Source organism: Pelatocladus sp., from assembly GCF_059505505.1.
This window is the reverse complement of sequence record NZ_JCACKS010000250.1, coordinates 18,529-33,066: the sequence shown is the minus strand read 5'-3', so window position 1 is coordinate 33,066 and position 14,538 is coordinate 18,529. Positions and strand designations below refer to the sequence as shown.

Here is a 14,538-nt window from a genome sequence, read left to right as displayed (position 1 = left end):
ATGTTCTCTATGGATGAAAGAAGGTTAATAAGCAACGTTGAAGCAGATTGAACAAACGCTTTGATGTTCTCTATGGATGAAAGAAGGTTAATAAGCAACATTGAAGCGGATTGAACAAACGCTTTAATGTTCTCTATGAATCAGATAATCTTCCCTTGCTTGTTGTTGTAAATAATCTTTTACAGTTTGATTAAAGGCTTCAGGTTGGGTCAAAAATGGCCAATGATTACCAGGAACTTGGCATAGTTGTAAGTTTTTGAGGTATGTTTTATAAGGTTTAAGTTGCCATTCTTGGCGGTTAACACCTTTTTCTGGCTGGACAAATAAGGTGGGAATATGAATTGGGACTGTTAAACCGGGAACCTGCATTACTTCTTCAAAAATGCGATCGCGTGCAGTTATTGTAAACTTGCTACCCCAACTACCATCAGGTTTTTGTTCTATACCTGCTTGGAAAACTTTTTGTTGTAAGGGACTCCAGCCTTTGTATGCTGTTAACTGACGGGCTTGTTTTTCGGCTTCTTCGTAACTGGCGAATGGACCCATCGCTTTGAGAAACGACAAGAAGCGATACAAAATCGGAAATGTCACCCTCAAGAAACTGGGCATTTGCCAGATAAAAATCGGATCGACTATAATCATACTCCGCAATCGTTCTGGGTTTTGTCTAGCCCAAATGCAAGCTAATTTACCACTCCAAGAGTGGGCGATAACATGAGTACTTGTCCATCCTAATTTATTCATCAATGCTTCTAGATCTGCGATCGCACTCTCAAAGCTATAGTCTTTTTCTGGCTTACTACTCTCACCATGACCACGCAGATCAGGTGCAACTATATGATACTGTGGCGCTAAGTAATCTCCCAAACTAGACCAAACCAAGGCATGATCAGCTAAACCATGAAGTAATAATAAAGGTTCCTGATCTTGATTTTGGTTCCACTCTAAATAAGAAAGTTGAATATCAGGCTTGGCTAAAGTTTGACGTACAGACATCATTGCAGAATTCTTTGTGAAGAGATTGCTTCCGGTTTCAATGGTACAGGACTGATGCCAAATCTTTGACAAAGAAAAAAATAGCGCTCCCAAGGAAGCGCTTTGTTAAGCAATCATAGAACAATAAATTCAAGTTTAATATTAAAGTCCCTATTTTTAGGTTACGGATGTTATAGCAAAAAAATTATAAGGAGAATTTCTCAAACCTGTGTTTGTGCATTCATATCCAGTCATTATTACAAGTCCTTGAGAGCTAATTACGAACAGATTCACAAAAAGTAATTTATAGACCTGTCGTGAAAATAGGGAATAGGGATTTGGGTTCGGGAATTGAGCTTTTGTAGCAGCAGCCCCGCGCTCTATGCGGAGCATGAGCGTCGGATCGAGGTGCGAACGAGTTGACGACGCTCCCCTGACCAATGCCGGAGGCGAGGGAAGGGGAGATGGAGGAAACAAGCATCTACATCCCCTTAAAATATAACTCCTCCTACACCCCTACACCCTTTTTCAAGCCAGAGTACGGGTAATCACTAAACTAAATCCCCAAGCGTTGATACACTTGATCTAAATGCTGCAAGTGATGCTGTGGGTCAAAACAGGCTGCAATTTCTGCTGGTGATAATTTTGCAGTCACACGCGGCTCTTTGCTAATCAAGTCACGGAAATTGCCTTCCGGTTTGTTCCAAGCGGTATGAGCATTTTCTTGGACGATTTTATAGGCTTCTTCACGGGTGATTCCCTTTTCTACCAAGGTGAGTAAGACTCTTTGGCTAAAGACAACACCACCATAAACGTTCATATTCCGCGCCATATTTTCTGGATAAACCAGGAGGTTCTGTATCAAGTCAGTAGTCTCTACCAGCATAAAATGCGTCAAAATACAAGAATCTGGTAAAATTACTCGTTCTACAGAACTGTGGGAAATATCCCGTTCGTGCCAAAGGGCAACATTTTCCAAAGCTGCGATCGCATGACTTCTGATGATTCTAGCCATACCTGTGAGGCGTTCGGAACGGATGGGGTTTCGCTTGTGAGGCATAGCAGAAGAGCCTTTTTGCCCTTTGGCAAAGAATTCTTCAACTTCCAAAACATCGGTTTTTTGGAGGTTGCGAATTTCTACTGCAAAACGTTCGATGGAAGCTGTAAGTAAAGCCAGCTGTTGCACGAAGTCAGCGTGGCGATCGCGTGAGATTACCTGTGTTGATGCTGCATCGGGTTGGAGTCCGAGTTTTTGGCAAGCGATCGCTTCTACACGCGGTTCGATATTGGCATAGGTTCCTACTGCACCGGAAATTTTACCCACAGCGATACTTTTCCGCAAAATTTGCAGACGTTCTTGATGGCGCAATACCTCCGCTAACCACCCAGCTAGTTTAAAACCAAAGGTGATGGGTTCGGCGTGAATCCCGTGGGAACGTCCGATCATCACTGTGTAGCGATGTTCTTTGGCTTTTTGACGAATTACATCAATTAATGCTTGCAGATGTTGCAATAACAAATCCAAACTAGCAACCATTTGCAATGCTAAAGCCGTATCCAACACATCGGAACTAGTTAAACCCAAATGAATGTAGCGTCCAGCATCACCAACATATTCATTGACATTTGTCAAGAAAGCAATGACATCGTGGCGGACTTCGCCTTCAATTTCTAACACTCGTTTGGGGTCGAAATTCGCCTTGGCTTTAATTTCTGCAACCGCCTGAGCTGGAATATAACCTAATTCCGCCTGTGCTTCACAAACAGCGATTTCTACTTGCAACCAGGTTTTAAACTTATATGCATCTGTCCATAAATTGCCCATCTCAGGCAAGGTATAACGCTCAATCACAGTCCGCCACAGAGTACAACCGTCATATTGTACAGTGGTCTGTGGGTTAAAGGATCGGGGAAAGGGGATTGGGGATTGGGGATTGGGGATTGGGGATCGGAAGAAAACGCGGTGAGGTGGAGAGTGGAAGACGCGGAGAAATCTACCAAAAATATTCCCCCTTCCCGTGTCTCCCTTGTCCCCCACCTCCCCCGTGTCCCCCATGTCTCTCTTATCCCCCGCGTCTGTGTTTCCTCTTGTCGTCTTTGCTTATTTCTTTTAGAGAAACTGCATAATCGGCTGGGATAATGCAAGAACCATATCTGCGGGCATAAACTTGGGTAAATTCTGCGCCGAAAAACAAGATTTGAGCAGTATAGTAAACCCAGACTAAGATTACTACTATTGAGCCAGCAGCTCCATAGGTAGAGCCAAAAGTGTTGTTACCTAAATATTGTCCGAGTGCATATCTACCAAAGGAGAACAAAAGTGAGGTAAGGGCAGCTCCTATTAAAACATCCTTCCACACAATTTTGGCATCTGGCAACACTTTAAAAATTAGCCCGAATAATAAAGTTGTAATGATAAAACCAAGAGTAAAGTTGACAATTTGCCAAAGAAAATCAACACCTGGTAATAGAGTTTGAAAATAATTAATCAACGCTGCCAAGATTGTACTAATTACCAAAGAAACCAACAGTAAAAAACCAATAGCTAATACCATTGCAAAAGATAAAAAGCGTTGGCGAACCATGTTTTTTACTACTTTTCCTGGTTTTGGTTTTACTTCCCAAATTGTATTGAGAGAATCTTGTAATTCTGTAAATAAACTAGTTGCACCAAAAATCAAAACAACAATACTAATAAGTGAGGCGACGGTTCCTGCTCGTGGTTGACTAGCACTTTCAATCGCATTTTGAATAACTTCTGCACCCGCAGCGCCAATTAATCCTTGAAGTTGGTCAAAAATTGCGTTTCTGGCTGCTGCTTCTCCAAATACTGCACCTGCGATCGCAATCACAATAATTAATAATGGGGCAATAGAAAAAATTGTGTAATAAGCTAATGCGGCTGCTAACCGTGACGCTTTATCTTCTTGCCATTCGTTAAATGTTTCTTTGAATAAACCCAAAATCAATTTAAAATTCATTAACTAATTTCTCCTTGAGCAGGATGTGTTAACCTCCGAATTAAAAATATATAGAATTTTCTGGGTATAAAACATCCTCCTCAAGATGCTTATACTGTATCCTAGAGGTAGAATTTATCGTGCCAACTCTGGCTTTTCTTTTGGTTATATCTGGCTAAATAGCATCATACATCTACCTGATACAGTTTTCAGTGCAGTATGTAAATACTTCAAGGTTAAGGTATGATATTTGGCACGATTTTTGATTATAACTATGCTAATTCTGACTATCTTAATAGTAAGAATTCCTATTTAGGTCTAATAAATTTGGAGACAAGGGAGAAAGGAAAATTCTTCCTCCCTTCTCCTTTCACATTTTTCCGAAACAGCACTACGGTTGAACCAATGGTTGAATTGCTAATTCACCTAAACCAATAGCAGCTAGTAAATCTCTCCACTGTGTTTTAAGTGTATTATTTTGGGGATTTGTTTGGCGCAGTTGTCCTAGTGTGGTGAGCGCATCGTACCAAAAGCCATTGTTAGCATAAATATTAACTTGCTGGATTGGCTGTGATTTTTGTAACTGCTTGAATAAGGTTTGAGTGGGATTTTTACGGATAATGACTCCTTCTACATAAATAGGAGTTGATTGCTTTTGTGGATAACAATAAACGTTGAAGAACCAACGATACTGTTTACCAGCTTGCAGTGACGGAACGTTTTCAGGTACGGGAACTTTGATAATACCTGCTTTTGCTGGTAGAGCGATCGCAGTTTTATAAACTGAATCTTTAGTTTCATCGTCAAGCAAGACAAACTCAGCCGGATAACCAGAACTCTTGGTGTACGGTAGATAAAACCATAGCTGAGGATGTTCTTCTGTTGTTAATCCCCAAACATTTGTTACCGATGGCGGCTGCTCTGTCGAGGGAACTAAAGCAGTTAGGGGTGTTTTAACATCTGGACAGCTACCTCTTCTGGCTCCACCAAAGCGACGACCTCCAGGAGGAGGACCAGGTGGCAAATTAGGTAAATCAACTTTGGGAGTTTCGCTTTTAGGAGGCTGAGGTGAAGTTGGTTGTGAGGTTTGAGTTGGCTTTGACTGCGCGACAACCAACGAAAAACTACTCAATAAGCTGGTGCTACTGAGAGTCAACACCAAAAAAAGTTTAATTGGATCTAAATTTAACTTCATAATGTGGGGATTGGGGAAAGGGGATCAGTTATCAGTTATCAGTTATCAGTTATCAGTTATCAAATTAAACTGTTAACTGATTCATGACAAATTACAAATTACTTTGGCTGTTGATTAATTGTTGTCAAACCAGCTGTTCCTATGAGTGCTAAAGCTGATGGTACAAAAGGAACCCAGTAACCTTGGATGAATAAACCAAAGCAGAAAATATAAAGAATTCCTGAGCCAACTACGACAAAAATTAGCAAACGTGTCAAAGAGTGATGCATTTGCCAAGCTAGTAATCCTCCTGCTACTGACCAAACCCAAATCCACATCACTTCAGCGAAAGGATTCCATGATCGCAGGAGTGGACGTCGGTCTAGAACAGCGCTGAGAATTTGACTGACCATGTGAGCTTGTACTAATACTCCTGGCATTTGTTGGTCTAATTCAGTACTGTAGGGTGTAGCCCTATAATCTGGAAAATCACCTTTAGCAGTTACACCAATCAAGACTATTTTGTTTTTAATTGCGTTGGGGTTAATCGGAGAAGATAACAGTTGTGTCAATGTTACTTGTTCAGCAATGCGGTTTGAGGAACGATAGTTGAGTAATATTTGACCACCGTTATTGTCTATACCTTGATAACCGCCTGTTCGTGGTTTTAAGAGTTGGAAACTAACATCACCAATTTGGAAATCACCTCTGGGAGTAAACTTTGGTTTAATTCCTTCAGCTTTTAAATAGCGCAGTGCTAATTGTAAGCTCAGAGAATAAGAAGCAGGACAAGGTGAGGTTGCTTCTTGGTTCATAAATAGTAAATGCCGACGCACCACTCCATCAGTATCATGAACGAAGTCACTAAAACCTAAACGGTGTTGGGGAAATTCTGGTGGTGGTTCAATGCCATTAGTATTAATTGTTGTATCGCTGCCTTTGCAGACTCCAATTAAGTTATTAGTTTGTTTCAAACGATGAAGTAAATTTGCTGATTCTGCTGGGAAATCACGGTAAATATCTAGTCCAATTGCTCGCGGTTGATGCTGTTGAAGTTTCTCCAAAACTTTGTTGAGGGTTTGATCAGACACAGATGTCCCTTTCAAAAATTCGCCTCTGCGGCGTTGTGCTGCAATATCAGCATCATCAACGGTTACTAATAATAGGCGTGGATCGGGAGCTTCATTGATAAGAACTGAACGCGATCGCATCATCAAATCAAAGGCTTGTAAATCCCAATTTTGTAGAACTTCCAAAAATTTCAAGCCAGTAGGAATTGCAGTAATAAATACACTATTAATTAAAAAATAAACAATTACACGTAATAAATTAGAAGAATTATAAGTTCGCTTGATAGGCTTGCTTGGAATCATCCAGCCTGTGAACTCTTGCCAAGTGGGGGGTGATTCTGCAAGATTCTGACAAATTACTGGTAGCCAAGTAGCACAAGGAAATTTATCTTCTAATCCTTGTAATCTTTCCCGTGCTTCTCGCACTGCTAAGTATAAAGGTTCACCACCAGCAAAACTATCTAGAAAACCTTTTAAAAATTCTTGTGCGACTAAATCTGGAACAGGTTCGCGCATCACTATCATCTGGGGGATGTGCAAATCGGCTAGTTTTTCTCCCAATCCTAAGCCATCACAGGAGTTAAAAATAGCTAGTTGTAAACCCCGTTCCACTGCTTTTTTCAAAGCATATTTTAATTCGTCAATTGTGAGACTATCAGTTTTATTTAAAAAAATCTTGCCACTATAATTATTTCCCTTGCTAGAACTGTGTCCAGCAAAAAAGAGAATATCCCAATTTTTTTGCCACAGATAATCATTTAATTCCTTACGCTGTGGTTCAACTAAAAAGCTGACTTCAGCTGTGGGTAATGCTTGAAGTAAAGCCGTATCTGCTTGAGTATCAATTCCTTGACTATTACCAATAATTGCTAAGATATTTACTTTTTTATTATGAGTTTTCTTGACAGCAATACGCTCGTATCTTGGAGGTGCTATGGCAATTTCCGCCTTGGGGTAGCGTTCTAGCACATCCCAAAGATGCCAAGGTAAACGCTGCAATTCACGATGATCTGTTTGTAAAATGACTCGTACTATATCTGTAGGCAATAATCTTTCTAGCCATTTCTCACGCACAGGGCGAAATTCCGCAGCTAGTAGCCAGGAATTAAGATGCGATCGCAATGTATGAGCAGTTTTGTCACAGTCTTTGAGGATCGATACATTTGTTACTTGCACCTTCTCAGCAGACAGACGATAACGACTGCCTAATTTTGAATAACTAGACTGCCATTGTTTATATTTCTGTAATAATTCTGTTGCTGCTGGCAACTTACCTGCAATTTCTGAAGAAGGTAACTCACCTTCTTCGCCAATTTGTAAGGTAACGGCAAATCCTTGCTCAAAGCTACCGTCTGCAAATTTCAGAACTACTAACTTACCCATAAATTAGAGAGTCAGCTCCTTCGGAGAATTCAAAATTCAAAATACCCTTCGGGAACGCCAAGGGCGTACAAAATTCAAAATTAAGAACTTTTTGACTTGTTAACCATTAACTCTTAACCATTGACTAAATTACAAAATGTTCTTTTACGCAAGCATCATGCAATGCTACTTGAACGGTAAATTCTTCTTTTGGTTCTCCTGCAAACTTTAATTGCATATAATTGTCTGCATTTCTCGCTTGGGCTTCCAAAAACACTGATCCTGATTTATCTAAGACTGTAAGTTGAACTTCTGGTGTTAAGTACTTTTGATTGTTAGCAGGATAAAGTTGTACTAGAACATTGGTTTGTTGATCAGCTTTGGGACTAATTTCTACAACTAACATGACGAGTTGGTTGGCAATCTGGATTCCTAAATCAATTAATTTTCCTCGTCTGACTACTGCTTCTTGCTGATCATTAGTTTCATCTTCAATCAAGTTGCCGCTTCTAAATGCAAAAGCTGGCGATATTTCGGGTTGATTCCACAAGGATTCTATGGTTTGCCATCCTGCCTCAAATATACCTGTAAACCATTGGCTCAAATTCACCAATTCTGGAACTGGTAATTCAAAAGCAGGTGCTAGTTGTTCGATTAGCTCTTCTAGAGGTTGCAGTTTAGTTAAAGGTATCTCTTCGGTGGCGACACTGGGGACAAATCCCAATAATTTTGCCTCTTGCAGAGATTCATCGACTTGCACGAACACGTAACCCACTCGTTCTTCCCAAGTTTCAGGGGGGACATAAGCAATTTGTTGATCCAATAGCACAGACCGACACTCTAAACGCCCAATTCCTGGTAATTCTAAATCAGCCACATCAGCACACAAACGGATAATCGGATTCCAACTATCGCTAGCTGCCAAATTAGTTGGAATACCCATCATTTGTAAATAATCATTAACTGCTAATATACACAAAGTATTCAAACGGACTCGTTCCCTAGTTTGAGGATATGGCAGTTGATTAGCAAACTGCTGGGCAGTAGTGAAGGCTGCTTTAGTGATGGGCAGTGTTAAAGCGATATCTTCAAGACGATAGGCTTGGTGTGACATGGATCATTCCCCGAAATTTAATGCTGCTGTATATAGGTCGTTCATAATTACAAGAATTACGCAAAAAATTTGTTGCTGATTCAGGAATTAATTGTTAATGATTTGTAGTTAACAGCTTATATGGAAAACCAGGCAATAAGAGTGTTACAACCAATTGCCAATCAGTACGTAAGCAGACCAAAAACTGGGTGCATTGTAATTAGGATGCTTGAGCAATTTTAGCTGGGCGCGACGCAACGCTTCTGCTTTGCTAATACTAGTTTCTTTTAATTCTCGATAAAACGCACCAACAAACTGAGCCGTAGATTCGTCATCGATCTGCCATAAAGAGGCGATCGTACTGCGTGCGCCCGCACGTACAGCTGCACCAGCTAAACCAAGGGCCGCACGTTTGTCTCCCACTGCTGTCTGACAAGCACTTAATACTAATAGTTGTAGTGCTTCCGGTCTGATGTCATCCCGACTACGAAGAATACTATCAAATTCAGTCACGTTAATTGGCCCATCGGCAGCTAAGATAAATGTCTGATCCGCACGGGAACTAAACTGACCGTGGGTTGCTAAATGCACGACGTTAAAAGGATTTGTATTAACTTTTTTCTCTAGTTCTTTACTGGTGAATTGTCGATCTAACAAGTTGGTTGTGGATATACCTGATTCGCTAATTAGCTCAATTTCTGTTTTGATGGCGGGTAAGGGCGCGAATTCTGAGTATGCTTGTGGTGGTTGAGTTAACCCCGCAGTTAAGGCTTGTAAACGCTGTCGTTGTAATGGTTTGGGATCTAAGAGTTGCAAACCGATGCTCAACGCTGTGGCGTATTTTTCTACCAAATATTGTTTCCCATCATACAGGGAAGACATGGATAAATTACGCAACGCTCCATCAAGCACAAATACTAGAGTATTGACTCCGCTAGCTGATAGTTGCGACTCAATCGGTTTGATCAGCCAGTTGTAAACCTGCTGTGACTGAGTTCTTGTAGCTTTGATCGCCGCAGGATTTAGAAGATTTTGCCGTAATTGGGCAATTAGTTGTTCTACTTCTGTTTGGGAAATTTGGGTGCTGTAGTGTTGTAGGGGTTGTTTGGGAATTTTGACAATTACTTGTAATTGATTGGTAAGAACAATTGGGTATAAAATAGCAGCCGTAGGATTTTCTTTGTCTACGACTTGATCCAATAGTATACGTTGACCTTCTAGACAAGCTTCCCGAAAAAAGTTATCTAATTCGGCTATTTGCAGGGCTTCAATTCGTTGGCGTGCTTTTTCTAAAGTTTTTTCTTCTGGTTGCGTTTGTTGATGGTTTAACAGTAATTCTACTGATTGCCGATATACTGGTTCGACACTATCGCGAAAGCTGAATTGTACTTCTCGATTGACTGCTACCAAATCATTACGAATCGATTCTAGGGTTTGAACTGCTGAATCATAGGCTGCGATCGCTCCTGGAATATCCCCTTGTACTTTTAGTAATCTACCTAACTGCCATTGCCATCTGTAAGCAATATCGGGTACATTACTACTCTGTGCTAAAATTAACGCCTGTTCGGTCAGTTTTTGTGCTTCAGACCACTGTCTAGTTTGTTCATACAAATTACCTAGACTTCCCAAAGCATAAGCTAAAGAACGTTGGTCGTTTAAACTACGAGCTTGTTGCACAGCTTTGGTAAGAATTTGAGCAATTTTAGATTGGTTCTCTACAGAATCTAAAATCAAAAGGCTTTGAGCAAAATTAATCTGGGCGTAAACACTGGCGCGACTGGGAGGAAGTTGGTTGAGTTGAGATTGAATTTGTGGTACTAAAGTTTGAGCATCTGTTAGTTTTTGCTCTTCAGTTAGTAGACTCAAGAGATTGAGTTGGGCTTGGACTTTTAACAGAGTTGAGGGAGATTCTTTAACTGTTTGTTGATAAAAGTCAATCGCTTGCTGTGTGTTCTGGCGATCGCGAGCATTATTTCCTAAACTCAAAAGACTCGCAGCAATATAATTAGGCGATTGCAAGCGCTTGGCTACTGCTAAACTTTGTTCGAGAACTGTGTGAGATTGTGAAAATTTGCCCACTAATTGCAAGACATCGCCTAGCGATCGCAACATCACTGTTTTTTCTGGTGAATCATTTTGCGATCGCAATTTTTGGTTTACTTGTAGAAGTGTTGCTTCTGCCCGACGGTAAAATCCACTAGAGATTAATGCTTGAGCTTGATTAATTTGCGATCGCACTACACCATTTTGATCATTTATCTGAGTATAAATACTTGCTGCCTGTTGCCAAGTTTTTAAGGCTTCCTCTGATTGTCCAGTTGCAAGTTGCAGACGACCTTGAATATCGAGAGTTTGAGCTAAAATTTTGCGATCGTCTGTAGTTTTGAGAAGATTTAAACTTTCTGTAATTGCTTGCTTGGCTTGATTCCATGCACCCAGTTGTTGATAAGCCAGAGAAAGATTACTCAAAGTCACAGCAAGTTTTTTTGTCTCTCCCTGCTGGCGATAATTTTGAACTGCTTGCTGTAATACTTGTACTGCTTGTGCAAACTGTCCATTATCATAGAGTGCTTTCCCTTGTTGTAAACCAGAAAAGATTGTGGTGGAAGTAGAAACAGGAGGATTAGGAATTTTCGCTAAAACTGGTGAAATACTCAAGCAAAGTAAGGTAGTAGCCAGTAATAGTGCGAAGAAGCGATATGTCTTCTTTTGCTGTGTCATAATTTTGAGTGAATCAGTCTTTCCTCACTCAGAGAATATCTATTTGACAACCATAAAGAACACAAAGGACACAAAGATTTAAGTCAAATAATTTTGGACTTTAGCTTCCGAAGTTCAAGTTTCGTCTTCCGAAGTTTAAGTTTCGTCTTCACTGATATCCTGCATCAACCCCATATCCCGCCTCAGAATTAAGGAATGAGGCTAATAGCATAAGTCCGTTAAAACGGACTCAAACATCGTCCTAGTCAGATTTATCTGACCTTCGATTCAATGAACCTAAAAATGAGCCGAGCCTTTATATATATTCAACGGGAGCATCCCAAATGTTCAAAAAACGCCTGCGATTGAAATCGCAGTCTCATAGTGAAACTCTGCTGAAGCAGACTGTTTGATTTTATGAAGTCGTCTGAAGACGACTTGCGCTATTAGCAAAGGGTTTAAACCCTTTGCTTTATGGTATTTTGAAAAAATTGGGATGCTCCCTATTCAACAAGCCCCGTGATTGATCGCGGTGGTGGCACAGCGCCTTTAGGGCGCTGTGCAAGGCTCGGCTCATTTTTAGGAGGAGAAAACTGTGACTTTAGCTATTAGCCAATAAATTTATTTATTGGCGGGATGAAAAGCTGATGCAAGATATGATTTTAGAAGTTCAAATTTCCCCAATCCCCAATCCCCTACTTCACCGATTTCCCATTTCCATGAAATCCTTTAGTCAAGCGCAACAAAGCTTGTTCTAATTCTGGTGAAAATTTGATGGGTAAGTCGCCAGTACGCATATTTAAATCTCTTTGCGGGAAAGGAACTTCAATGTTGTGTTTTCGCAAAGAGGCTTCGATGAGAAAATAGATATCACTTTTGATTGGTGCTTGTTGGTGGGGTTTATCAATCCAGACAAGTAGTTCAAAATTTAAGCTGCTGTCACCGAATTCTTTAAAGAAAACTTGAGGTTTTGGTAATTTGAGAACTTCAGAATGATGTGTAGTAGCTTCAATAAGTGCTGTTTTTACCAAGTTTACATCTGAACCATAGGCAACACCTACTGGTAGGTGAATCCGAGAAACAGGGTTGTGATGGCTCCAGTTAATGACTTCAGTCTCCAGAAATCGGGAGTTAGGAACAATAATAGAAATTCGATCTAGTGTGCGAATGACTACACTCCGCGCCCCAATGTGTTCAACCGTCCCCATGTATTCACCCACTTCGATGAAATCGCCTACTTGAATGGGACGTTCAAATAATAATACAATTCCACTACCAAAGTTTTTAGCAATGTCTTGGAAGCCAAAACCAATTCCCACACCCAAGGCACTGGCTACAATTGTCAGAGAACTAAGATCTAGTCCCCAAATTTGTAGCAAAACGATTGTACCAAAACTAATAAATGCATACTTGCAAATAATTGCGATCGCTTCTTGCGCTCCTCTGCTGATTCGCATCCGACTTAAAATGCGAGAGCGTAGCAAGTTTGTTGCTGTACCTGCTAAGATTATTAGCCCCAAGAGCAAGATAATTAAAATTAAAATATTTGTCAGAGAATAGGACTTTTGTCCCAAGGAAAAAATCGGAGATGTGAGGCTACTAAATATCCTGATCGCAATGTTATAGCTCCAGTTGCGGGTGATAGGAAAGAGATTAGTAATATAGAGAACAACCCCTACCCAAAGTCCTATTCGTACTAACAGCAGTGTAGCTTTAAACAGGAATCTTGATGTATTTTGGATTTGATTATCGCTAGAGGAATCAGCCGAAACTAGCATTTGTGAGAGGCGGTTTTGGGTGAGTTGCCATACAATTCCTACTAACCGATGTACAGCGATCGCCATCAACACAATCACAATACTCAGAATTGATGTATTGCGAATAAAATTGACACCTCTCTCGCTTTGAGCTTTTTGGATTGCATCCTCAATTTTTTGAACCCAGACCCTAGCTTGTTCTTCGGGAGTACCAGCAGAATCTATATCGTTCTGGGTGACGGTCAATAAATATCGACCATTAACTACGATGGTTGGAGAATTGTTGCGTTGTTCAATCTTGATATCAGGTGCTTCATCGGATTTGACAACTGCTTGCAACTGAGAACTTATGAAGTTAGCTCGTTCTTGAGCTTTCGATTGTTCATTACTGCTGACTCTAAAAACCAACCTACCATCTACAGCAACAGGTGCATAGTTTACAGATTGCGCTTGCACTGGTGCTAACACCAAACTGATCAACAATACCAATACAATCAGAGTTGTCTGAATAAGTTGGGAGTAACGAATGTGAGGGAACTTACGATTTTGTCTCATTTTTACCGAGGGTTACTGGCTTTGCGATCGCGTTTTATGGAACTTTAGTTCCATCATTCAAAAAACCCTATAGTTCACTTCCTCAAAAGTTTCTCATTTTTTGCTCCTAATTTGGAAATTAATTCAGACTGGTTTTCACTCGAAATGTTGACAAAAATCTTACTCAGTATTGCAGCATTAGTAGCGATCGCATTCTTGATCTTGGTAGTTGTGAGAATTAAAAATGACAATGAAGTAAGTATAATCTGGCAAAAACTAGCAGATTTACCCACAGAAAATGTTTTTACAGAAGATATGGTTGCAGGATTACCAACACCTGTACAGCGCTATTTCTTACATGCGATCGCACCAGGAACTCCCTTGGCGTCCTCTGTAACTCTGGAAATGAGTGGTAGTTTTAGGCTGGGACAAGATAAACAGAACATTATCTTGAATTCTTTCGCGCCACCCTTGAAAAGGCTGAGTTTAAGTAAAAAGTCCAAAAAAATAAACAAAAGTAATGGTTGTTTAAATAATGTAAATGATTTGATCATTTACTACGACATTCTTTTAGCCTTGGAAAAGTAAGAACGTTCTTGCGGTGCCGCTCATATTTTATCGTTTGAAATTTGAGCGACAGTATACATGATAAAGGTTTCAAATTGGACGCTCCAAATCTATTTCTGAGATCATCAGTAGCGTTTGTAGTAGATGATGAATGAAATGGAGAACATTAGTTATGCCATATCAACTTACCAATCTTGAGTTACTGACAGATCTGTCCATAGATAAAAATGAGTCGCTGACAGATGTGTCCTTAGAAGAACAGCAGCTTTTATTCGGTGGTCGGAAAGATTGTTATTGTAAGAAGTGGGATTGTTACCACAAGGATCATCACCGAGATCGTCAC

General features: G+C 40.3%; 9 protein-coding genes. 1 reads left to right on the top strand and 8 read right to left on the bottom strand.

The genetic code is table 11. From position 1 onward, the window contains the following. Window positions 1-123: 123 nt before the first annotated feature. From AC5JMK_RS25695 to AC5JMK_RS25660, 8 genes are all read right to left on the bottom strand, one after another. The gene (locus AC5JMK_RS25695; protein WP_495911289.1) at window positions 124-996 is read right to left on the bottom strand and encodes an alpha/beta fold hydrolase; all 873 of its coding nucleotides are present in this window, start codon (window positions 994-996) and stop codon (window positions 124-126) included. A gap of 535 nt (window positions 997-1,531) precedes the next feature. Beyond that, complete coding sequence (purB, locus tag AC5JMK_RS25690) at window positions 1,532-2,827, bottom strand: adenylosuccinate lyase (protein ID WP_495911288.1); 1,296 nt, start codon at window positions 2,825-2,827, stop codon at window positions 1,532-1,534. Between the two features lie 211 nt (window positions 2,828-3,038). Beyond that, window positions 3,039-3,956 (bottom strand): YihY/virulence factor BrkB family protein, encoded by a 918-nt coding sequence (locus AC5JMK_RS25685; protein ID WP_495911287.1) that lies wholly within the window; start codon window positions 3,954-3,956, stop codon window positions 3,039-3,041. A gap of 370 nt (window positions 3,957-4,326) precedes the next feature. Beyond that, the gene (locus AC5JMK_RS25680) at window positions 4,327-5,130 is read right to left on the bottom strand and encodes a DUF928 domain-containing protein (protein ID WP_096677462.1); all 804 of its coding nucleotides are present in this window, start codon (window positions 5,128-5,130) and stop codon (window positions 4,327-4,329) included. A 98-nt stretch (window positions 5,131-5,228) separates the two neighbouring features. Next, window positions 5,229-7,562, bottom strand: a complete 2,334-nt coding sequence (locus AC5JMK_RS25675; protein WP_096677463.1) for a CHASE2 domain-containing protein — start codon at window positions 7,560-7,562, stop codon at window positions 5,229-5,231. A 124-nt stretch (window positions 7,563-7,686) separates the two neighbouring features. Beyond that, window positions 7,687-8,655: a DUF1822 family protein gene (locus AC5JMK_RS25670; RefSeq protein WP_096677464.1), complete on the bottom strand. Its 969-nt coding sequence runs from the start codon at window positions 8,653-8,655 to the stop codon at window positions 7,687-7,689. A 144-nt stretch (window positions 8,656-8,799) separates the two neighbouring features. Next, window positions 8,800-11,358: a CHAT domain-containing protein gene (locus tag AC5JMK_RS25665; protein ID WP_096677465.1), complete on the bottom strand. Its 2,559-nt coding sequence runs from the start codon at window positions 11,356-11,358 to the stop codon at window positions 8,800-8,802. Between the two features lie 674 nt (window positions 11,359-12,032). After that, a complete protein-coding gene (locus tag AC5JMK_RS25660) occupies window positions 12,033-13,649 on the bottom strand; it encodes a mechanosensitive ion channel family protein (protein WP_096677466.1) in 1,617 nt (538 codons plus the stop codon). A 144-nt stretch (window positions 13,650-13,793) separates the two neighbouring features. Between AC5JMK_RS25660 and AC5JMK_RS25655 the strand changes: the two genes are divergently transcribed. Further along, entirely contained in the window at window positions 13,794-14,216 is a 423-nt protein-coding gene (locus AC5JMK_RS25655) for a DUF6544 family protein (protein ID WP_495911286.1), read from the top strand. Window positions 14,217-14,538: the final 322 nt, after the last annotated feature.